The organism is Oceanobacillus sp. FSL W7-1293 (assembly GCF_037969815.1).
Taxonomy (GTDB): domain Bacteria; phylum Bacillota; class Bacilli; order Bacillales; family Amphibacillaceae; genus Oceanobacillus; species Oceanobacillus oncorhynchi.
Genome location: NZ_CP150212.1, coordinates 2,455,766 through 2,476,371, shown reverse-complemented (window position 1 = coordinate 2,476,371; position 20,606 = coordinate 2,455,766). Strand labels below are relative to the sequence as shown.

Here is a 20,606-nt window from a genome sequence, read left to right as displayed (position 1 = left end):
TGTAAACAAGAGAAGGGGAACAAAAGAATGATTCATAAAGACTGGGAGAACAGCGAAACTATTAAACAAATCACATGTGTACATGCTAATGCCAAGAAATTTATCGTTGACCGTAAGCTTACACCGGGGAAGGTATATGATGTAAAAAATGAAACAGAAGAGTTTTACTTTATTATTGACAATAGCGATCGGATAGCAGGATTCAGAAAAGATTACTTTGAAGAAAAATAAAGCAAAAAATAGCATGAGATAAGCCTTCTGCTTTGGAGAAAGTCTTATCTCATGCTTACATAAAGCGTTTCTTTTTATTTTAAAATGCGTTATAATGATTTAATATGTCAATATTATTGGTAAAGAGGAGGAGAATTTCGTTGGCTTTCATTATTACTTCACCATGTAAAACAGAAAAAGCGGGGGAATGTGTAGAAGTTTGCCCTGTTGATTGTATAGAAGAAGGCGAAGATATGTTCTATATCGATCCGGATATTTGCATCGATTGCGGTGCATGTGAGGCAGTTTGTCCAGTAGAAGCAATCTATATGGAGGATGAAGTGCCGGAAGAGGAGAATGAATACATTTCATTGAACCGGTTATTTTTTGAAAATCGTTAATTATACAAAGGCTGCTTCCTTTTATAGAAGCAGTCTTTTTCTATACCCTCATATTTATTCCTTTCTATTTCTGTTGAGTAATGATTACGTAAACAGGAGATACTAAAGAAAACATGTAAATGTGAGGTGCTTTAAATATGGATATAAAATCAATTTGGCAGGCAGATACCGCATTCCAAGACTTTCCCAAGCTCGATGAATCAAAGAAAACAGAAGTTTGCATCGTCGGAGCCGGATTAACAGGAATCACTGCTGCGTATCTGCTCTCGAAAAAAGGCATGAAAGTTATCCTGATAGAAGCTGACCGTGTGCTGAGCGGTGTGACTGGACATACTTCAGCAAAAATCACTGCCCAGCATGGTGTCATTTATTCAGAACTGATTGAAACCATGGGCGAGAAAAAAGCAAAACAATATTATCAGGCCATGCAAGAAACCATGCATTTTATAAAAAATGAAATCAAGGAAAATCAGATTGACTGTAATTATGAAGAACAGGATGCATTTCTATATACAAATGATGACGCTTATTTATCGCAATTAGACAAGGAAGCAGAAGCATATAAGACCTTGGATATTTCAGGAGAGCTTACCTCAGAAATGCCGCTGGAGATCCCTTTTAAAAAAGCGTTAAAAATGACTGGACAAGCCCAATTTCATCCATTAAAGTATTTACAATTTATGCTAGAGGAAGCTGTAAAAAATGGTACAGAGGTTTACGAGCAAACCGTTGCAATGAAGCTGGAATATAATAGACAGCATACTGTCTTAACAAAGGATAAGCACCGTGTTGCATGTGATTATCTGATAGCAGCTACCCAATTTCCGTATATTGATCATCAAGGTCTTTATTTTGCTAAAATGTATGCAGAGCAATCTTATATTGTATCAGGAAAATACACAGGGAAATACCCGGGTGGAATGTATATTAATGTAGAAAATCCAACCCGTTCTATCCGGACAGCTACATTAAATAATAAAGATACCTATCTTCTTATCGGCGGCGAAAACCACCGCTCAGGAGAAAGTACGGAGGAGAAATTATGCTATGAGAATTTAAAAGCGTTTGCTAAAGAGCAATTTGAGATAACGGACTTTTCTTATCAATGGTCTGCGCAGGACTTTACCACCCTGGATAAGATGCCATACATTGGCCCTATAACTGACGATGACCCTTCGATTTTCATTGCTACAGGCTATCGAAAATGGGGGATGACCAATGGCACATTAGCTGCAAATATTATCGCAGATAGTATTGCTGCAAAGGATGAAAATCCATACAATGAATTATTTTCTCCGGCGCGTTTCGCTTCCAAGCCAATGCTAAAGAATCTATTCAAATTTAATATGGAGGTTGCCGCAGAGCTTTTAAAAGGTAAGCTTGATTTTACAGTACCGGGAAAAATAGATGATTTAGAAATAGATGAAGCCGTCATCACCAGAATTAATGGATCTCGTGCCGGTGTTTATAAGGATATGGAAGACAAGCTGCATGTTTTGGATACGACCTGTACGCATCTAGGCTGTGAGGTCAATTGGAATGGTGCTGATAAAACATGGGATTGCCCTTGCCACGGGTCTCGTTACCATTATGACGGCGAGGTGTTGGCAGGGCCTGCGAAAGAGCCCTTAAGAAAATTATCTCTGGATGATTAATACAGAAAAGGAACACTCTTGTTTTCAAATAAAAGTGTTCCTTTTTTACGCAACAATCATTGACTTAACTTTTAATTCCATTTAGTGTAATATGGATGAATCTAATAAATTTGGATAATAAAATAGTTCAAATTTAGAAAAAAGCAGGTGATCATATTGGAAATGGAATTAGGTAATATTATTACGATGATTGGTTCTATCGTCATTTTTATTAATTTATTACTGGCACTAGGTGTGCTGTTTTTTGAAAAAAGAGATGTCGGCTATACCTGGGCATGGCTGCTTATTTTATTTTTCTTGCCCATTGTTGGATTTTTAATTTATATCTTTTTAGGCCGCAGTCTAAAACAGAATAACTTTTATGGCTTAACAGCAGAAGAACAAAAACTGCTTAAAGAAGAAGTGGACACACAACTAAAACTGATAGAGGAAGAAAAACGAGATGATATCCCATGGTTAAATCAGTACAATGACATTGTCACCATGAATTTACGCTCTTCTCATGGCAGGTTATCAGAGGACAATGAGATTTTCATATTTAAGGATGGCCATAAAAAGTTTGATGCTCTTCTGAATGACATCAAGGAAGCGAAACAAGAAGTCAATGTGCAATATTATATAATTCAGCCCGATCATCTGGGGAGAAGATTAAGAGACGCATTAATTACTAAAGCAAAAGAAGGCGTAAAGGTCCGTGTTTTATACGATGAAGTAGGATCAAAAAAACTGCCTTCCCGATTCTTTGACGACTTAAAAAAGGCAGGAGGAGAAGTGCGTGTGTTCTTCCCATCCTTCTTAAAGCTGATTAACTTCCGGATCAATAACCGAAATCACAGAAAAATGGTCATCATTGATGGTGATTTCTCCTATATTGGCGGCTTCAACGTCGGCGATGAGTACCTTGGAGAGGATAAAAAATTCGGTTACTGGCGCGATACCCATTTAAAAATATATGGAAATGCTGTTAATGACATACAGGTCCGATTTATTATGGACTGGCATCAGGCTGGAAAGGATAAGCTTCATGATGATTATAAGAAGTTTTGCTTCCATTTAGAGAAGCACCATGGAACAAGTCCTGTTCAAGTTGTTTCCAGCGGTCCGAACTCAGAGACGGAGCATTTAAAGAATATGTATATTAAGATGATTCTCTCTGCAAAGGAAAGTGTCTGTATTCAAACGCCGTATTTTATACCCGATACGAGCTTCATGGATGCTTGTAAAATGGCGCTTTTATCAGGAGTAGACATACGAATCATGATTCCCTGCAAGCCAGATCATCCATTCGTGTATTGGGCCACATGGGCATATGCAGGAGACCTGTTAGAATATGGAGCGAAAATATTGCTTTATGAGAATGGCTTCTTGCATGCAAAAACCATTGTAGTGGATAAGAAAATGGCTTCTGTCGGAACAATGAATATCGATTCCCGAAGCTTCCGGTTAAATTTTGAAGTAAATGCGATTACGTATGATGAAGCTGTCTCCAATGAATTGCACAATATATTTGAAGAAGACTGTAAGTTAAGTTCAGAGTTAACACTTGAACGCTATCATAAACGATCCTTATGGATTAAATTTAAAGAAGATATTTCCCGTTTGCTTTCGCCAATCTTATAAGAACATACCGGGTTTAGCTTAATATAGCTAAACCCGGTATGTTCATTTTAATATTTAACGTTAAAAGAGGAATACTCCGGATCTCCGGAAAGCTTATTGACATCCATCTCATTTACTTTTGCAAATCGAGAGGGGCCTTTTTTAATTTCTTCAAGAAAACGGTCTACATTATCATCTTCTCCATATGCTTCAAAGGCTACTGCACCATCATCTTCATTTTTTACCCAGCCGACGATATCATGATTCATCGCAGCATGCTGAGTAAAGTACCGAAACCCGACTCCTTGCACACGTCCTTGAACTCTAGCAGATACATACTTCATAGAAAATCACCTCTTGATAGATATGATAGCATAATTTATTTATCAATTTACAGTAAAGTGATATAATATAATGTATAAATATTCTGAAAAATATAATGTGAAAAGAATAATTGATAAAAGTATCTGAGTGAGGGGGGGACATAAATGGAATTAGTGATAAGAAATATTAAAGTGGAAGAAATAGACGAATTTGCATCGATTTTAAGAGAAGCCGCCGAATGGTTAAAGAGAACAGATAAGAAAATGTGGTATACTAGCGAACTTACCAAAGAAGCATTATTAGAAAAGCATGCACTGAATGAACTGTTTATGGGGTTTTTAAATGGGGAATCAGCTGGAACAATAATTGTTCAGGGACAGGATCGCATATTTTGGCCGCATAAAAATAAAAATAACGCTTTATATTTGCATAAGATTGCTGTACGCAGAAAGTATGCTAAAGAAGGCGTTTCTGTTAACCTGATAAATTGGGCTAAGCAGCAAGCCAGAATACAGCAGAAAAAATATATAAGGTTGGATTGTGCAGCCAACAGACCTAATTTATGTTATTTTTATGAGTGTCAGGGATTTCAGCAAGTCGGTCAAAAGACAGTTGGTGAATTTTTTGTAGCTCTTTATGAATATCAGGTTTGAGATCAATAAATCATGTAGATTTAGCCGTATGAATAAACAATGGTATATAAAATCAAAAGTGTTAAAAATTCAATTTTGTCTCACTATCTAAAGTATACTTGGAAATGAGATGAAATATTTTATTGTTTCCCATAATAAATATTATGTCTACTCGAAAAAACTAAAAAGAAAAGAGGCTGCTTACTACAACCTTTCAATCAATAAAATGTATACTATGCTCTATTACATCATTTATGAATAGATTATTCTCTTTGGCGAACTTTTTAACTTCAGTTAACAGATCTTTATCATAAGTGGTTTTATATTGAATCCGGTCATTTGGTCTTGTTTGTAGAGTAATTGATAGTTCACTCTTTGCAAGCATATTTTTTAATCCAATTTCGATTAAATGATTGAGACGTATTTTCCGTTCTTTAGCAATAACTTTTAAACAATCCAATGTTCTAACACTTATATTCGTTCGAAACGCTATTCTCGAACCCGAGTTTATATGTTTCAGTTTCTCGTCTTTTTGTGTCCATTTAGGAACATCTCGTTCGTCTTCAACATAATAAGGATTATCTAAATGCTGAGTCATATAGACTCTTTTATAGATTAAAAAGTTATTAGTATCTGTATGTTTATAAACAATTTTTGCTAATTTCTGAAGTTCTTTTTTCCGTTGAGCCATACTCGATAAATAGGATTGCCACTTTGGCCTGTGATTGATGTGATTTCCGGTTTTAATTTCCATGATAAAAATAATGATAATAAGGCTTCTGAAAATGGTTTACTGCCTGATGTAATGTTCATGGCATATCCTGCTTTATCAATCCAGCCATCACCATCTATAACTCCTCGAATAAAAGAGGGGAGGAACTCATCCGGCACCTTAGGAAATTGTACGGATAATGATTTATTAGGTAATACCCCTAACTTCCCTAAATCGTTTTTAATTTCTTTTGAATTAATTATTAATGTTGCTGTTGATCTTGTTTTATATTTTTTCGATAAAATGTAATCTGCACCCATATATTTCGCTACTTGACGAAGTATTGTTTGATTTTTTTGAGTTAAGGAAACACTGGAGATGCTCTTATTGATACAGCCATCTGTTATAAACAACCCCAAAACCCAAGCCATTTCATGTGACCATGTTTTGAAGAAATCCTCGTTAATTCGATGCTTTCGCGGTTGTCCTGAAGATTGTTCTCTATTCATTTTAACGCCATGTTTATACATTACATTACGAATAGATCGATCGGATATGCCGATACGAGAAACCATTTCTTTATAAGGCATACCGCTTTTATACATCTTGATAATAGCTTCATCCGTAATTCCTGGGTTTCTAGGCATTTTTTGATCTCCTTTTGTTTAGTTTCTCTAATTATACAAACAAACGTTCGTTTAATCAAGTGGAAACCTAGGAGAATTTAAAACTTTATCGTATAGTGAATTGGATAATACGCTAGTAATCACTCATCACCTTTAGGCATATCCATCTTATCTACAGCATTTTTTAAATCATCATTGTTAATATGCGTATAAATCATCGTCGTTTGTATCGAGGAGTGGCCCAGTTGGCGCCTTAGCTTAGGTACATCATTAATTTCATTATGATACCTCGTTGCAAACGAATGTCTTAATTTATGAACAGATAAGGAGGGTTTTCCGAAAGCATTGGCATATTTTTCGATTAACTTTTCAATAGAACGCGCAGTTAGTCGTCTTGGCGTGCCTTTTGGTCCCATGGCAGCAGCGATAAATAAAGCTTTGTTTGTTTTCTCAACATGATAGCGTTTTGCTCTGATTTGTAAATATTCATCTAAATCATCCATCGCTTGCTTGCTGAAATAAACGTATTGTTCTTTATTTCCTTTACGAATAACACGTGCAGTAAATTTGCTGTGATCAATATCATCTAAATTCAGGTTCACAACCTCTGAAAGTCGTAATCCAGAGCCTAAAATAAGCGAGACAACCGCTGTATCACGTTCACGATTTAGGCGGTGAAAATTTGCAAGCTTTTTATTGTCTTTATAAAGCTCGCCATAATCATGGGCAACAAATTGGCGAAATCGTTCATATTCATCACCAATTAAAATTTTTCCTTCCATTTTGTTTGCAGTAGTTTCCATACTTTCTTTGATGTCGTTGAATTCAAGCTTTGCCATCACATTACGCTTTAAATATGGCTGTAAATCACGTGTTTCAGCAATGTTTTGCAGGTAGTTGAAAAGCGATTTTAAAGCAGATAACTTGCGATTTATTGTAAGTTCCTTGTTATGTAATTGGTATTTAAGAAAGGTCAAAAATCGTTCAGCTTCCTGAACAGTTAGTGATTCAAGCAACTCAAGGGGCAGATCTTTCAATTCACCAGAATAAAAATTTTCGGTCACGAGCCAATTGAAAAAAATTTTATAATCATGTGCGTAATTGAGTAATGAAGCTGCTGATAATTTTCTTTCTTTATGATTGATAAATTCCTCGACATACCAAGGAAGTTCCTTAAGAAGCGTTTGAAGTTTATTGTAAAGTTGCTGTTTTGAATGATTTGCCATTAGATCACCTCATAGATAAATTTTACAGAACTTTAATCAGAATTGCAATTATTACGTCAAATTTATATTTTACGTAATAAATTATTTGTATAATATTTAATATCAATAAATAAACCTTCTCTGCTCATCCTCTATATAAAAGCTTGTTTTGGTCCGTCTGTCCCCTATTTGTTCATGTTGACATTCTTTTAAAATAAAGAACAGTATTTCTTCAAAGTAATAATTCAAAAAATAAATCCAACTGAAAAATAATCGCCAGTTGGATTGAATAGAGTTATTTATATATTATAGATCTAATTGAATAATTCACTTACTATCTGGTTTTTATTTTAAATCATTTTTGAGAATTGTCCCATATGGTTTTTATATGCTTATTTTAACTTCTATCTTTCACTCACTTGTTTTAAGCACACTAAAACTTTTCAACTTCATAAAGCAATAGCTATCACACCAATAGCATGTTCATTCCATACCTATTGCTTCATCCACATCGGTTCTAACATATTTCCATCAATATCAGACACCTCTAAGCCATACATTTGTTCTTCCGGCATGCCCATGTCGACATGATAAGCATCGCCGCCATTTGCTTTCGCTAATCGACCAAATTCTTTGACTGCTTCAGCACTTTCTAAACTAAAGCAGATTAGGGCAGCATTTTCTTTTTGAGTATCGGCAATCTTTTTACCTTTGAGAAACTGTTGATAAAAAGCATGCTCTAAAAGCATAATATAAAAGTTTTCATCCCATACCATACTGCTTGCATGGGTATCAGAGAAGTCATCGTTCTTCGTAAATCCTAGTTTTTCGTAAAAAGCAGTGGCATCAGCAACATTCTTGACTGGAAAGTTAACAAAAATCATTGTACTCATGAAAAACGCCTCCTTTTCATCAGTTTACTACAAACGGATTATAAAAGCTTCTTCTCGATTGCTTAAATTTCTTTCTCTAAGTACCATAAATGTAAAGAAACGCTATCTGTCAGGAAGTACCGTCCAAATAACGTTTTACATATCAATAGATATATTTAACTTAAAGCTCATTTTTCTTTTATCCTCAATAATCGTAAACTGTTTAATGTCACAAGTAATGTTGCCCCCATATCTGCAAATATAGCTATCCATAATGTTAACCAGCCGGGTACAACTAACCATAATGCGAGAGCTTTAATTCCCAGAGAAAAAGTAATGTTCTGCTTGATAATTGTCAAGGCTTTCCGGCTTAATTGAATGGTGTATGGCAGCTTATTTAAATCATCAGACATCAGAGCAACATCCGCTGTTTCTAACGCCGTGTCGGTTCCTGCTCCGCCCATCGCAATCCCCACTGTGGAAGCTGCAAGGGCTGGAGCGTCATTTATACCATCCCCTACCATGGCTACATGTTGATGTTTTCCTTGAAGTTCTTTGATAAAAGTCAACTTATCTTCTGGCAGTAAATCAGCTTTGACATCTGCAACACCAATTTGTTGACCAATTGCATTCGCGGTTTGTCGATTATCACCTGTTAGCATAACCGTGTCGACTCCAAGATGATTCAATTTGCTGATAACTGTTTTAGATGATGCTCTTATTTCATCTGCGACAGCAATGAATGCAAGGATTTCTGTTTCTGTTCCTAGAATCATGACTGTTTTACCAGCTGTCTGTAATTGACTAAGTTTTTCTTTTTGATTGCTTTTTATTTGACCATGCAGTTCTCGAAAAAGACTTAGACTCCCTACGTAATATATTTTATTATTTATCTTTGCTTTGACACCCTTTCCTGTAATGGATTGAAATTCATCCATAAAAACATCATTGAAAAGTAATCCTTTTTCTTCTGCTAATCTTATAATAGCGGAAGAAAGAGGGTGTTGTGATCCCTTTTCGATTGCTGCTGTGATGGTCATTAATTCATCTTCGTTTCCACTATACGTTACAATATCTGTAACAGCAGGAATCCCTTTTGTTATGGTTCCTGTTTTATCAAAAGCAATGGATTTAAGATTTCCAGTCTCCTCTAAATAGATACCGCCCTTGATTAACACGCCATTTTTGGCAGCGTTCCCTATGGCAGTCACTACGGCAACTGGAGTAGAAACAACGAGCGCGCAGGGACAGCCAACTACGAGAACAGCTAATCCTTGATAAACCCATGAACTCCAATCTCCACCAATGAATAATGGCGGGATAACAGCAATGAACATAGCTAAAATAACAATAGCTGGAGTATAATATTTAGCAAATTTATCAACAAATGCTTGAGAAGGTGCCCGTTCTGCCTGCGCTTCTTCTACAAGATGAATGATCTTTGAAAGTGTAGTATCTTCCGCTCGTTTGGTTACGCTGACTTCAAGCAAACCTTCTTCATTTAATGTTCCAGCAAAAACTTCATCATTAACTGTTTTTATAACAGGAATACTTTCCCCTGTAATAGCAGCCTGATTTAATGTAGATGTTCCTTTCAAAACCGTACCATCCATTGCTAATTTCTGTCCGGGCTTTACAATCATTAAATCTCCAATTTGAATATCATCTACATGGATACTTACTTCTTGGTTTCCTCGACGGATTAATGCTTGTTTAGGTGCAATGTCCATTAAGGATTCAATTGATTGGCGTGCTTTATCCATGGAGTAACGTTCTAAAGCTTCACTAATAGCAAAAAGGATAACAACCGTCGCTCCTTCTAACCACTCGCCGATGATGGCTGCACCGATAATCGCAATAGTCATAAGCGTATTCATATCGAATTGTAATCTACTTAGATTTCTAAGCCCTTTAATAAATAGTGTGTAACCACCAATTAAAATAGACGTTGCATACCCAATAGTCGGAAGAAAATGTTCTTCTCCTAATTGCTTTCCTAAAAACCAGCTAACCAAAAGTAACAATGCTGAAATATAGACCTTTATATTTTCTTTCTGTTTCCAAAAAGGTTCATGAGCAACTTTTTGATCTTTTTCATCTCGCACCTTTAAATTTTCAAAGGATCCAGCTTTTTCAAGCTCTTCAATAGTGATTTTCCCCTTTACATAAACTTTTGACGCTCCAAAATTTACTTCAGCCTCTTCCACACCATGTAATTTCTTGACGTTATTTTCAAAAGTTTTTGCACACCCTGCACAACTGAATCCTTGGACACGATAAGCTTTCATTTCTTCTTTTGTGAGTAATTCAGACATTTGCTTTCTCCTCTTTTAGATGAACTAATGTAATGAAAATTAATTGTTTCATATGGTCATCATCCAATGAGTAAAAAGCAAGTTTCCCTTCTTTCCGGTACTTCACAATATTTTGTTTATGAAGTGTTCGCAGGTGGTGAGAAGCTGTTGCTACAGAGGAACCAATGATATTCGCAATGTCACATACACACAACTCATTATCAATACATAATGCATAAGAAATTTTTGTTCTGTTTTCATCTGCAAGTACTTTAAACAATTGAGAAACACGAGAAAAATCTTCTTTTTGTAATTCGCCTTGAATTCGGTTAACTTTCTCCGCATCATAACAATAAACTTCACACATATCTTTTTTTACCAATTTTACCATCCTCGTTTTCATTCAAGTATTGATTTGAATATATAATATACTATTTCTAAACTTCATTCAAGTGAATATTTGAATAATGGGCAGTTAGCGTCTATATATCTGCTGTCAATTTATTTAGACAGCTATGTGGCTCATGGAATAAACTTACCCAACTTAAAAATGGTTCCAACCATCAAAAAAGATGATCAGAACCATTTTAAAGTTAACTTTGGCTAGTTATGTTCAAGCCTTAGTAAAAGTTTATCTGCTCTTATTATTAAAATGGTGAATTCCCCGATTGTTTTCTAATTGATCCTCAACCACTCCGCTTTGATAACTTTCGTTCAATTGATTTTGCACAGCTTGAACGCCTTTGTTATCTTCAAATAATTGGTTTTTCTTATTCTTATTTTTATTCTTTTTACTCATTGCTGCCACCTCCTTATCTTTTAGTATGTACAAAACATAGTAATAGCATGGCGATAATTACTTCCAAATAGTGGTTGTAGAACGATTTTGAATAACTGCTCCTAATCTTCATCTTGAAGAATTAAATGGAGAAATCGGTATTTTTATCTAAAGAATCTTCACTCCCAATAAAGATAACTCTGCCGTCATTGCGTTCAATCATTTGCTTTAAGTACCGATATCTGACCTCTCTCTTTACGCTCTTTTATATTCGCCTGATAAATCAACCGAAGCGCTATAAACATTAATAGAAGTGCCAACAATCGTTGCCAGTCAAGTGGTACCAGCATGCCGCCGAACCAGCCGAAATGGTCAATCAGCATTCCCATTGACAGCTGCCCAATAATTGCAGCTAGATTTGTTGCGATAACACCAATTTTCGGCACAGCAAGTATTGTTAAAAATAAATAACCTACGCCGAACCAAACAGCTGCCAGCTGCCATTTGGGTGCTTCTAAAAAGGATAAGAAATTTCCGGTTCCGAAAAATAAAACAACGATAAACAGCATCATCCCACCAGTAATAAAGGTTAGAAAAGCACTTTCCAATGTGCCTGCTTTACTGCTGAAAGAACCATTTACGGATGATTGTGCACTTAACAGGACACCGCCAATGAGTGAAGCAATTAAAATAAAAATCGACATTCTTAACCTCCTAGTAAATAAGAAATAATGAAGTAATCATAAGTATTGCTGCAATAATTTTTTCTGGTCTCACTTTTATTTTTGGACTGCCCAGCCAGCCTTTATGTTCGATAACCATACTCATAACCAATTGCCCGACAACAACACTGCTCATAGCCAGGCCTACACCTATCAGCGGAATGCCAATAACTAGAATGGTCAAATATATAATTCCTAACAAACCTCCTGTCAGTTGCCATTTCGGTGCTTTCACTGTGTAAGCTAATGATCCTTTTCCCCAAAAGAGTAAAGCAACGCCAAGAATAATCGTTCCCACAGCAAAGTTATAAAGACTGCTTTCTAATTTTCCAATCGATTCTCCAAGTACTGCATATATTGCTCCTTCCACGCTTAATGTGACTCCTGCTAATAGTGCCACACCATAAAATAAAATCTTCAAAAAATTCAACTCCCACAAATATCTATTTTATATTTCGAGAAATAACGAAATAAAAGGTAAAAAATAAAACACCTGACCTCGAAAAAGAGCATCATTTATATATTTCGAGAAATAACGAATTTATAATAGAGGTAAAAAAAGATCTACAGATCTTTTTTTATAAGAGAAACTATTTCCTCTATTTTTTCTTCATTTCGACGATAGTAAGTCCATTGCCCATGGCGCTCAGATTCCAAAAGACCTGCCTGCTGCATCATCTTTAAATAATGCGATACAGTGGATGGTGACATTTGTGCTTTCTCTTGGATGTCACCTACACAGACGCCCCCTTTTTCACTGATATTTTTGGAAAGGTGTGCAGTCGACTTTTCAAAGTGGTCCATTGGATCTTTTAACCATCGCAACATATCGAGTCTTTTTTCATTTCCCAACACTTTAAAAATCTCACTTAAATTTGTCATAGACTTATCTTATTCGAAGATTCTCGAAATGTCAAACAGATTAAATCGTACTAATAATAAATAATCCAAAACATCCTATCTAAAAAAGTTTTTTATTGCTTCCATACGTATTTTATGATCACAATCTTCACAACAAAAATACTTTGTCTTTTTTTCCTTAACTAGTTTATATTTTGGACTTCCTTCGTATACCTTGAATACCTTTTTACAATTATAACAAAGCGCCTCATAACAAAACATATTAGCCTCCTCAGATGATAATGAATTTCAGGCCATTTCAATGTAAATATAAATATAACTCTACGTTTACCTTATCATATAATAAAAATCTTCACTTTATTTTTTCGCTAAAACAACTAAAAAACCCAACTGCAAATGAACAGCTGGTTTAGATAAATGAAATACTTTATTTTGATAAGGATAATCTTATTCGCTTATTGAGCTGTAACAGAAGGAACTTTTCCTCGTATAAAGCCTATTCTTTCGACGGTTTTAGGTGTTCCGCTTGGTACATTTATTGGTCATGCTTGGGGATGGCAGACAACTTTTTGGATAGTAACCTGTCTTGGTATAGTAGCAGTAATCATATTGGTTATACATATTCCAAGTCAAATCAAATTTCAGTATCAATCTTTGAAATCGGAATTGGAAGCTTTTAAAAATCCGCAAATTATTCTCGTTCTATTGATAACTATCTTCGGATATGGCGGTATTTTTGCTTCCATACGTATATTGCACCACAGCTTGAAACGTTTGCCGGTTTTTCAGCTGAAGCATATTACCACACTTCTATTTATATTTGGAATAGGTTCCTTCTTAGGCACAGTAACAGCAGGAAAACTTGCTAATCGATGGTTGATGCCGACGCTTAGTATTACACTCGTGCTGTTAACTGCCATTTTAGTATTGTTCACCTGGACTGTTCATAATCAGATACTTGCTTCAATAACTGTTTTTGTCTTTGGGTTTACAGCTTTTGCGACCGTACCGTTATTGCAGACGAAAATTGTACAGTCTGCCAAAGAAGCTCCTACCTTGGCAGCAGCAGTCAATATCTCCGCTTTTAACTTAGCCAACGCCATCGGTGCTTATCTGGGCGGAGAAACTATACGAGCTGGCTTTGGGATGGATTCTGTTAATCTTGCAGGTGCTGCGATTACAGGCATAGGAGTAATCTTTTCCTTTATTTTATTGATTTACGTGAAAAAAGGCTTTTAGAAAAAAGTTAAAAAAAGGGTAATTTATTATTTTTCAGTTATTAGTATAATTCTAAAACCAATTAAAATCATTGTTTTAGTATAAAAAAAGGGAGTGCTACTTTTATAAAAACAAGCACTCCCTTTTTTAAATAGAAAGTCATTGTATACCGGTATTGCTAAACTTTATATTCAATAGTAGTAAATATTACATTGAGTTTTATTAAAAATCTTTCAAAACAACTTTTCCAATTGCTTGTCCTGTTTCCAACCAGGTATGAGCTTCCTTTAAATTTTCCGCATTAATCGGCGATAATTGTTTATTAACAGTCGCGTGAATTACATTGTTATCCACCAGTTCAGCCACATGGTTTAATAGATGATGCTGGCAGATCATATCTTTTGTCTGGTACATTGATTTCGTAAACATCGTTTCCCAAGCAAATGTGACACTCTTGTTTTTGAGTAGTGTTAAGTTAAGAGTCTCGTCTGTCTCCACAATGGAGCAAATCTTGCCTTGAGCTGAAATACTTTCCGCCATGTTTTCCCAATGTTTTTCTGTAGAGTGCAGGCATAGAATATAGTTTAGCTTGTTTATACCTAGATCTTCTAATTGTGGTACAAAATCCTCATAGTGGTTGATAATAAAATCTGCGCCCTTCTCTTTTGTCCATTCAGCTGTTTCCGGTCTGGAAGCAGTACTGATTACCGTTAAGCCGGCAATTTTAGCCAGTTGGACAGATATTGATCCAACACCCCCACCTGCACCAATAATTAAAATGGATTTTCCTTTATTATCTTCATTGTCCTGACTGATTGCTAAGCGTTCAAAAAGCGCTTCATAAGCTGTGATAGAAGTTAACGGTAAGGAAGCGGCTTCTGCAAAATCCAAAGAGTTCGGCTTTTTACCTGCAATTCTTTCATCCACGAGATGAAACTGACTATTTCCCCCTGGCCTGGTCAAATCCCCCGCATAATAAACTTTATCACCTGGTTGAAATAGTTTACAATCCTCTCCAACTTCTTCTACTATACCGGAAACATCCCATCCTAAGATTCTTGGTTGTTCTTCAACTTTGTCTTTTGGTGAGCGGACTTTATAATCAACCGGATTCACAGCGATAGCTTTTACCTGAACAAGTACATCTCTTCCTGTTGGTTTAGGTTTTTCCACTTCTAAATCTAAAAGACTTTCTTCATGATCAATGGGTAAATAACGATAAAGACCAATTGCTTTCATTGTTCGATTCATTCTATTCCCTCCTTCTGTATCTTTCTAGACCGATTCTAACATTATGAAATTGCTTTTCAATCGTGTAATATATGTGACATAGTAACCGTTTTGTAACCAGCAGAGAGGGGATATTGAAATGGAACGAAAAATCCATGATTGTATGGATGGCTGCCCGGTAGAAAGTACATTACAGATTATATCTGGGAAATGGAAATGTGTGATTTTATATCGCTTAATCAAGCATAAGGTCTGCCGTTTTAGTGAATTGCAACGCTATATGCCAGGCTGTTCACGAAGAATGCTGGCTCTTCAGTTAAATGAACTGGAAGCAGACAATATTATTTCCAAGAAAGTCTATCCGGTGATTCCGCCGAAAACAGAGTACAGTTTAACGGAATTAGGAGAAACATTAATACCTTTGATAACAGAAATGAATAAGTGGGGAGAAATGTATAATCAGATTCATAAATAAATTCACGAAAATAAATAATCAGGGAGATGTACAAAATGGATGAAAAAATAACTGCAGAAATAAAACACTTTTTAAAAGCAGAAGACATTCTAGCTCAAATTAATAGTAAAACGAAACTGGGAGATTTACGAAAAATCGCAAAGGAGATAAAAAAAGATCATGAACTAGCTCTGGAGCTTTGGTCGACCCAAGAGTTTTTACCCAGACTATTAGCAATCTTAATTATGGATAAAAAGCTTCTTTCACAAGATGTGCTTAATAAGCTTGATAAGGATATGCAGATTCACACTTTTGATGAGCGAAATAACTTAATGGACTGGTTAATGGCTAATCAGCTTACCAAGGACAAAAAGAGAATTGCATTGATCCAGTCATGGGAAAATAGCCCCCGTGCTCTCCAAAGGCGAACTTTTTGGTATTATCAAGCGCGCTTGAGATGGACCGGACAAGCACCGCCTGATAATACTGCAGAGTTGCTATCTGCATTAGAAGCTAATATTACGCAGGAAGAACCGGAAGTTCAATGGGCTATGAATTTCACAGCAGGCTGGATAGGCATTTATGATGAAAAGAATCGTTCACGCTGTATTAAACTTGGTGAGAAAACGGGTCTTTACAAGGGTGAAATAGTAGCAAAAGGATGTACCCCTAGCTATTTGCCGGAGTTTATTACGATTGAAGTTAACAAACGGAATAATAAATAACTGCCTCTGAAAAATTTATTTAGGTGAGACTGGAAAATAAAGAAAACAACTCTTTATAGCAGCTGGTTAGTGAAATATGCAAGAAAGGTGTAAGAGATTATTCCACTATCACTTATTGAGCTACAGGGGGCTTACCTTTAATAAGTACTACCTTCCAGCTGCCATAGTACGGAAATAGTATTTAATAGAATGGATACACGTTATTTGATGCGTATATTATTTTCTATTTTTTCTATCTGAAGCTTAGGGCAATTGATGACAGACAATAACTCATCTAAAGTAGTTATTTCAAAAGGACAAACAATGCCTTCCACTTCTTTTTCCAGTGTCAATTTTGTCAAAGCTGCTGTCATCATGGCTGTTGTTGTATGATAATCTGAAAAAGTAGATAAATGCCCTCTAGGATATTTTCCCATCGCATACTTTGTTACTTTTTTTACGTTTAACAACGCAACACCCCTTATCTCTGCATTTGAAAATTAGTATATATCTATTTATAGGATAAGAGCTATCGCTGTGCCTAACAATCACCTTACAGCGTAGTAAGGTTTTGTGCTTAGATTACATCCAGGTATTCTAAACGAATTAGAACACCTGCTGTACGTGTAATCGGATATTATTTTTGATTAGAGATATTGTTGCCAACTCTATGCTAATACTGATTGAATAAACTGCTGTGTAGTTAACACATTAGCAAATTCATCATGAATCGTAGCCAACGACAAATGATGGATTGTATCAGCATCTATGAACTCACCATGATGATCTTTCATTCCAAACGCAGCAGTGGCATCTGAAAGCAGATACGTTTTATATCCTAAGTTCCCGCTCATTCTTGTCGTTGTAGATACGCAATGCGGTGTGGTTAACCCAACAATTGCTATTGTTTCAATATGACACGCTTGCAAGTATTCGTCTAAATCTGTTCCAATAAAAGCACTGTTCACTCTTTTCGTTATTACTTTTTCTTGTTCAAAAGGAGCGACCATTTGTTTAATAGGAAATCCCTCTCCTTTATAATAAAATACAGACTCGGGATTATCGGAAGTATGCTGAATATGAATAATCTCCCATTGATGTTCATGACATCGTTCTAGTACCTTCTCTATATTTTCTTCTGCATCAAGATTATTCCGCTCTCCCCACTTTTTGTCATCAAACGCCTTTTGAACATCTATTATGATTAAAGCTTTATTTCGTTCCATAACGTCACCCCTTCATTCTTTTTATGGCTTTCTCCTTCTAATATCTTATTTTATATAATAATAAAAAGCTTTTACATAGTCTCAAAAAGGAAATTAGAGTATTTATCTTTTCATAATTAGGAATTTAAGTTATTCTGTTTTATAAAAAAAGGTTGGGATATTTTATGGATCAAATTGATAGAAACATTTTGAGGATATTACAGGAGAATGCGAAAATGTCAATGAAGGAGTTAGCAAAAGCCGTTCATTTAACCTCCCCATCTGTCATTGAAAGAGTACGAAGATTAGAAGAACAGCAAATTATCGAAGGTTATCATGCGCAGGTCTCTTTGAAAAAGCTACATCGTCCCATTACTGCACTTGTCATGTTTAAATCAACTGATTGTAAAGCGTTATCGAACTTTTGTAATAATCATCCGGATGTGCTTGAGTGTTATCGAGTTGCCGGAGAAGTGAGTTATATTGCCAAATTAGCCACACAATCTGTGGAGAGCTTAGAACAATTTATTGATGATACCATGGAATATGGAACGCCATCAACGAATATTGTACTGTCTTCACATGAAAAGAAAGTTATTGATCCGTTTGATAGGAAAGAAGAATTAAAATAAATGAGAAGGGTGTATACACCCCTTCCTCACTTATCTTTTGTCACTGGTTTGTAGCTTCCAGGAATAAGGCCAGCTGCAATAGCTAATCGATTCCAACCATTGATCGTAAGGTTTATAAATGTTAATTGCAGCGATTAACGTATAAAACAAGCATAATAGCCCTAGTAGAGTCTCTTTACGAAAATTTTACTCCTTTTAGGGCTATTTGTCGTGGCGTCATATTATTTCCCGCTTACAAAGATACTCGACAAAGATCGAATAAGTTCCCGTTTACTGTGTACCCGCAGTGGATTTTCATCGCTTAGATAGTCGCATGACTAGCGCTCCCCAAAAAAAGAGTTGCCTTTATGGCAACTCCTCAACAAGTTCATTAGATTATTTAACAGTCGTATCTGATTAAAAAAATATACTAAACTATATTCCAGTAGTTTCTTTACTTTTATAACAAATCCCGAAAGTTCCGGTATGAAAAAGAAACTAACAGACTATAAATCATACAGAATGAAGAAAAAAGTAATTTGCTCTTTTACTGTTTACACCGCCTTCTTCTATTTACCGTAATGCGGACCGACATCTTTTTCATCCCACAACTCAAGAAGCTGTGAAACAGTTACCATCTGATAGCCTTGTTCCTCTAGTGAGGTCAATAGCTGCGGCAATGCATCCGCTGTTGAAGGATGAATATCGTGCATTAACACAATTGATCCTGGCGAAACATTAGACATTACTTCTTCATTTACTGCTGCCGCATTACGACTTTTCCAATCCAGTGAATCGACTGACCACATAATAAGAGAATTGTCCATGCCTGATGCTGCCTGCTCTACATCACTGTTTGAAGCACCATAAGGCGGACGTAATAAATTTATAGTCCTGCCGGTAGCTTTTTCAATAATATCATTAGATTGTTGCATCTCTACTATAATTTGATTTAATTCTAAGGCAGTTAAATCATAGTGATTCATAGTATGACTTCCTATTTCATGCCCTGCTTCCATCACTTTTTTGGACAGCTCTGGATAATATTCTACCTGGGTTCCAAGCATGAAAAACGTCGCTTTAGCATCATGTTTTTTCAATGTATCCAGAATTCTAGGTGTCACTTCTGGATGTGGACCATCATCGAAGGTTAAAGCAACATATTTCCCATCCGGATCAAGCTGCGGATAGTCCTCTGTAGACTTTTTTTCTTTTTCGGTCTCTTCTTCGGTAAGTTCGATATTTAACTTTTTCGCAAATGTTTCGTTCAAGTAAGGCTTGATTTCCTTGATTGGAATTTCCACTTTTATAGAACCTGCCGCACCCGCAGCAATTTCATACTCATCAAAATAAAATATCACATTGTCCGGAGTGACTGACCACTTCCAGTTGTTTGAATCATTTAATGCCTTCTCTGCCTCTTCATCCAATATATAGGGCTTGATTTCTTCATTACTGTGCAGTTTGTTCATAATCAGTTCTTGAATATCCTGTATGGAAGATTTATTTAGCTGAAAGACATCATCAATCTGCAGCAATTTATTTTCATTCAAATCCATGACGAATGACTTTATTTTTGTTATGCCATTTGCTCCACCTGTTATCTGATATGCTTGGAATTCAATCGTATAGAGTTTATCAGCTATTTTTTCTGTGTCTACTTGAATATTTAAATGCGCACGAAAATCATTTTCCTCAAGCATGTTTTTCGATTCTTCTATGCCTGATGTGAATGCTTCTTCCTGTTCGTCTATCCATTCATTCATGAGTTTATTAATCTGTTCATTATCTGTATACGGTTTACTCACTGATGATGTATAAAGGTCTGTTTCTCTTGTTTTTGTTTCGATGTTCAAGCCTGGATAAACACTGGAATCTACAATTTTTTCATTTGGTTCAAGTGATTCTCCAAAAACCTTAACAAAGACTTTATCTATTCCAAAAACAATTCCAGCAAGTAACAAGAAAATAACAATCCAACCAGGTAATTTTATACGTCTAATCATGTTGTACACTCATTTCCTTTAAGTATTAGTTTAATAGAATGCTATGTTATCATTAAAAAAATTTCCTATCTAATTTTAAACAAAAAAACACTTTCTGTGCAAGGCTTTTGGTTTATTTTAAATTTGTATTCTATTACTTTGGTAGGTAAGAACTACACTAAATAAATGAAAAAAGAACCCATTTCTGATAAAGGTAAACTCCGAAGAAATAACTAATATAAAGGGTTCTTATCATGGCTGCTTTACCGCAAATCACACTTGATTTCAATCGCAAAGCGAATTATCCT

General features: G+C 35.6%; 25 protein-coding genes. 9 read left to right on the top strand and 16 right to left on the bottom strand.

Annotation, left to right across the window (positions count from 1 at the left end; genetic code table 11):
- Positions 1–27: 27 nt before the first annotated feature.
- The 4 genes from MKY65_RS12155 to cls all read left to right on the top strand — a co-directional run bounded on the left by MKY65_RS12155 (position 28) and on the right by cls (position 3,886).
- Positions 28–231, top strand: coding sequence for a DUF6501 family protein (locus tag MKY65_RS12155; protein WP_042534067.1), 204 nt, complete (start codon positions 28–30; stop codon positions 229–231).
- A 140-nt stretch (positions 232–371) separates the two neighbouring features.
- The gene (locus MKY65_RS12150) at positions 372–611 is read left to right on the top strand and encodes a ferredoxin family protein (RefSeq protein ID WP_017796848.1); all 240 of its coding nucleotides are present in this window, start codon (positions 372–374) and stop codon (positions 609–611) included.
- A 137-nt stretch (positions 612–748) separates the two neighbouring features.
- A complete protein-coding gene (locus MKY65_RS12145; protein WP_339177166.1) occupies positions 749–2,266 on the top strand; it encodes an FAD-dependent oxidoreductase in 1,518 nt (505 codons plus the stop codon).
- A 162-nt stretch (positions 2,267–2,428) separates the two neighbouring features.
- On the top strand, positions 2,429–3,886 hold the full coding sequence (gene cls, locus MKY65_RS12140; protein WP_339185230.1) for a cardiolipin synthase: 1,458 nt from the start codon (positions 2,429–2,431) through the stop codon (positions 3,884–3,886).
- Between the two features lie 47 nt (positions 3,887–3,933).
- On the opposite strand, the gene MKY65_RS12135 is transcribed toward cls, so the two are convergent.
- Positions 3,934–4,209, bottom strand: coding sequence for an acylphosphatase (locus MKY65_RS12135; RefSeq protein ID WP_339177164.1), 276 nt, complete (start codon positions 4,207–4,209; stop codon positions 3,934–3,936).
- 144 nt (positions 4,210–4,353) lie between these two features.
- Between MKY65_RS12135 and MKY65_RS12130 the strand changes: the two genes are divergently transcribed.
- Positions 4,354–4,842 carry a GNAT family N-acetyltransferase gene (locus MKY65_RS12130; RefSeq protein ID WP_339177162.1) on the top strand — a complete coding sequence of 163 codons (489 nt, stop codon included), beginning with the start codon at positions 4,354–4,356 and terminating at the stop codon, positions 4,840–4,842.
- Between the two features lie 193 nt (positions 4,843–5,035).
- Here MKY65_RS12130 and MKY65_RS12125 read toward each other — a convergent pair whose 3' ends face one another.
- The 11 genes from MKY65_RS12125 to MKY65_RS12075 all read right to left on the bottom strand — a co-directional run bounded on the left by MKY65_RS12125 (position 5,036) and on the right by MKY65_RS12075 (position 13,152).
- Positions 5,036–5,419 carry an rRNA methyltransferase gene (locus tag MKY65_RS12125; RefSeq protein WP_339177160.1) on the bottom strand — a complete coding sequence of 128 codons (384 nt, stop codon included), beginning with the start codon at positions 5,417–5,419 and terminating at the stop codon, positions 5,036–5,038.
- 59 nt (positions 5,420–5,478) lie between these two features.
- Positions 5,479–6,180, bottom strand: coding sequence for an LAGLIDADG family homing endonuclease (locus MKY65_RS12120; RefSeq protein ID WP_339177158.1), 702 nt, complete (start codon positions 6,178–6,180; stop codon positions 5,479–5,481).
- Positions 6,181–6,299: 119 nt separating this feature from the next.
- Positions 6,300–7,385, bottom strand: coding sequence for a tyrosine recombinase XerS (gene xerS / locus MKY65_RS12115; RefSeq protein ID WP_339177155.1), 1,086 nt, complete (start codon positions 7,383–7,385; stop codon positions 6,300–6,302).
- A gap of 473 nt (positions 7,386–7,858) precedes the next feature.
- Complete coding sequence (locus tag MKY65_RS12110) at positions 7,859–8,257, bottom strand: hypothetical protein (RefSeq protein WP_339177152.1); 399 nt, start codon at positions 8,255–8,257, stop codon at positions 7,859–7,861.
- Positions 8,258–8,424: 167 nt separating this feature from the next.
- Positions 8,425–10,551, bottom strand: a complete 2,127-nt coding sequence (locus MKY65_RS12105; protein WP_339177149.1) for a heavy metal translocating P-type ATPase — start codon at positions 10,549–10,551, stop codon at positions 8,425–8,427.
- Positions 10,544–10,912 carry a metalloregulator ArsR/SmtB family transcription factor gene (locus MKY65_RS12100; protein ID WP_339177147.1) on the bottom strand — a complete coding sequence of 123 codons (369 nt, stop codon included), beginning with the start codon at positions 10,910–10,912 and terminating at the stop codon, positions 10,544–10,546. The genes MKY65_RS12105 and MKY65_RS12100 overlap by 8 nt, the downstream gene beginning before the upstream one ends.
- 249 nt (positions 10,913–11,161) lie before the next feature.
- Entirely contained in the window at positions 11,162–11,329 is a 168-nt protein-coding gene (locus MKY65_RS12095; RefSeq protein ID WP_339177146.1) for a hypothetical protein, read from the bottom strand.
- Positions 11,330–11,523: 194 nt separating this feature from the next.
- Positions 11,524–12,012: a DMT family transporter gene (locus MKY65_RS12090; RefSeq protein ID WP_339177145.1), complete on the bottom strand. Its 489-nt coding sequence runs from the start codon at positions 12,010–12,012 to the stop codon at positions 11,524–11,526.
- A gap of 10 nt (positions 12,013–12,022) precedes the next feature.
- The gene (locus MKY65_RS12085) at positions 12,023–12,451 is read right to left on the bottom strand and encodes a DMT family transporter (RefSeq protein ID WP_339177143.1); all 429 of its coding nucleotides are present in this window, start codon (positions 12,449–12,451) and stop codon (positions 12,023–12,025) included.
- A gap of 143 nt (positions 12,452–12,594) precedes the next feature.
- Positions 12,595–12,912 carry a metalloregulator ArsR/SmtB family transcription factor gene (locus tag MKY65_RS12080; protein ID WP_339177141.1) on the bottom strand — a complete coding sequence of 106 codons (318 nt, stop codon included), beginning with the start codon at positions 12,910–12,912 and terminating at the stop codon, positions 12,595–12,597.
- A 75-nt stretch (positions 12,913–12,987) separates the two neighbouring features.
- Positions 12,988–13,152, bottom strand: coding sequence for a DUF2197 domain-containing protein (locus MKY65_RS12075; RefSeq protein ID WP_339177139.1), 165 nt, complete (start codon positions 13,150–13,152; stop codon positions 12,988–12,990).
- Positions 13,153–13,380: 228 nt separating this feature from the next.
- Between MKY65_RS12075 and MKY65_RS12070 the strand changes: the two genes are divergently transcribed.
- Entirely contained in the window at positions 13,381–14,130 is a 750-nt protein-coding gene (locus MKY65_RS12070; RefSeq protein ID WP_339185228.1) for an MFS transporter, read from the top strand.
- 201 nt (positions 14,131–14,331) lie between these two features.
- Here the strand turns inward: MKY65_RS12070 and MKY65_RS12065 are convergent, their stop codons facing one another.
- Positions 14,332–15,360, bottom strand: coding sequence for a zinc-binding alcohol dehydrogenase family protein (locus MKY65_RS12065; protein ID WP_339177136.1), 1,029 nt, complete (start codon positions 15,358–15,360; stop codon positions 14,332–14,334).
- 118 nt (positions 15,361–15,478) lie between these two features.
- Between MKY65_RS12065 and MKY65_RS12060 the strand changes: the two genes are divergently transcribed.
- Both MKY65_RS12060 and MKY65_RS12055 read left to right on the top strand, forming a co-directional pair.
- Positions 15,479–15,814 (top strand): helix-turn-helix domain-containing protein, encoded by a 336-nt coding sequence (locus MKY65_RS12060; protein WP_339177133.1) that lies wholly within the window; start codon positions 15,479–15,481, stop codon positions 15,812–15,814.
- Positions 15,815–15,849: 35 nt separating this feature from the next.
- Positions 15,850–16,518 (top strand): DNA alkylation repair protein, encoded by a 669-nt coding sequence (locus MKY65_RS12055; protein WP_339177132.1) that lies wholly within the window; start codon positions 15,850–15,852, stop codon positions 16,516–16,518.
- A 200-nt stretch (positions 16,519–16,718) separates the two neighbouring features.
- Here MKY65_RS12055 and MKY65_RS12050 read toward each other — a convergent pair whose 3' ends face one another.
- Positions 16,719–16,967 carry a hypothetical protein gene (locus tag MKY65_RS12050; protein WP_339177130.1) on the bottom strand — a complete coding sequence of 83 codons (249 nt, stop codon included), beginning with the start codon at positions 16,965–16,967 and terminating at the stop codon, positions 16,719–16,721.
- A 198-nt stretch (positions 16,968–17,165) separates the two neighbouring features.
- Positions 17,166–17,723 (bottom strand): cysteine hydrolase family protein, encoded by a 558-nt coding sequence (locus MKY65_RS12045; protein WP_339177129.1) that lies wholly within the window; start codon positions 17,721–17,723, stop codon positions 17,166–17,168.
- 164 nt (positions 17,724–17,887) lie between these two features.
- Between MKY65_RS12045 and MKY65_RS12040 the strand changes: the two genes are divergently transcribed.
- Positions 17,888–18,334, top strand: a complete 447-nt coding sequence (locus tag MKY65_RS12040; RefSeq protein WP_339177127.1) for an Lrp/AsnC family transcriptional regulator — start codon at positions 17,888–17,890, stop codon at positions 18,332–18,334.
- A 548-nt stretch (positions 18,335–18,882) separates the two neighbouring features.
- Here the strand turns inward: MKY65_RS12040 and MKY65_RS12035 are convergent.
- The gene (locus tag MKY65_RS12035; protein WP_339177125.1) at positions 18,883–20,319 is read right to left on the bottom strand and encodes a polysaccharide deacetylase family protein; all 1,437 of its coding nucleotides are present in this window, start codon (positions 20,317–20,319) and stop codon (positions 18,883–18,885) included.
- Positions 20,320–20,606: the final 287 nt, after the last annotated feature.

Bases quoted from the DNA above. Each gene is read 5' to 3' on its own strand.
- MKY65_RS12040 (WP_339177127.1), top strand. From the start codon at position 17,888: ATGGATCAAATTGATAGAAACATTTTGAGGATATTACAGGAGAATGCG.
- MKY65_RS12155 (WP_042534067.1), top strand. From the start codon at position 28: ATGATTCATAAAGACTGGGAGAACAGCGAAACTATTAAACAAATCACA.
- MKY65_RS12075 (WP_339177139.1), bottom strand. From the start codon at position 13,152: ATGTTTTGTTATGAGGCGCTTTGTTATAATTGTAAAAAGGTATTCAAG.
- MKY65_RS12060 (WP_339177133.1), top strand. From the start codon at position 15,479: ATGGAACGAAAAATCCATGATTGTATGGATGGCTGCCCGGTAGAAAGT.
- MKY65_RS12095 (WP_339177146.1), bottom strand. From the start codon at position 11,329: ATGAGTAAAAAGAATAAAAATAAGAATAAGAAAAACCAATTATTTGAA.
- MKY65_RS12135 (WP_339177164.1), bottom strand. From the start codon at position 4,209: ATGAAGTATGTATCTGCTAGAGTTCAAGGACGTGTGCAAGGAGTCGGG.
- cls (WP_339185230.1), top strand. From the start codon at position 2,429: ATGGAATTAGGTAATATTATTACGATGATTGGTTCTATCGTCATTTTT.
- MKY65_RS12080 (WP_339177141.1), bottom strand. From the start codon at position 12,912: ATGACAAATTTAAGTGAGATTTTTAAAGTGTTGGGAAATGAAAAAAGA.
- MKY65_RS12055 (WP_339177132.1), top strand. From the start codon at position 15,850: ATGGATGAAAAAATAACTGCAGAAATAAAACACTTTTTAAAAGCAGAA.
- MKY65_RS12065 (WP_339177136.1), bottom strand. From the start codon at position 15,360: ATGAATCGAACAATGAAAGCAATTGGTCTTTATCGTTATTTACCCATT.
- MKY65_RS12125 (WP_339177160.1), bottom strand. From the start codon at position 5,419: ATGACTCAGCATTTAGATAATCCTTATTATGTTGAAGACGAACGAGAT.
- MKY65_RS12110 (WP_339177152.1), bottom strand. From the start codon at position 8,257: ATGAGTACAATGATTTTTGTTAACTTTCCAGTCAAGAATGTTGCTGAT.
- MKY65_RS12045 (WP_339177129.1), bottom strand. From the start codon at position 17,723: ATGGAACGAAATAAAGCTTTAATCATAATAGATGTTCAAAAGGCGTTT.
- MKY65_RS12145 (WP_339177166.1), top strand. From the start codon at position 749: ATGGATATAAAATCAATTTGGCAGGCAGATACCGCATTCCAAGACTTT.
- MKY65_RS12090 (WP_339177145.1), bottom strand. From the start codon at position 12,012: ATGTCGATTTTTATTTTAATTGCTTCACTCATTGGCGGTGTCCTGTTA.
- MKY65_RS12035 (WP_339177125.1), bottom strand. From the start codon at position 20,319: ATGATTAGACGTATAAAATTACCTGGTTGGATTGTTATTTTCTTGTTA.
- xerS (WP_339177155.1), bottom strand. From the start codon at position 7,385: ATGGCAAATCATTCAAAACAGCAACTTTACAATAAACTTCAAACGCTT.
- MKY65_RS12120 (WP_339177158.1), bottom strand. From the start codon at position 6,180: ATGCCTAGAAACCCAGGAATTACGGATGAAGCTATTATCAAGATGTAT.
- MKY65_RS12130 (WP_339177162.1), top strand. From the start codon at position 4,354: ATGGAATTAGTGATAAGAAATATTAAAGTGGAAGAAATAGACGAATTT.
- MKY65_RS12105 (WP_339177149.1), bottom strand. From the start codon at position 10,551: ATGTCTGAATTACTCACAAAAGAAGAAATGAAAGCTTATCGTGTCCAA.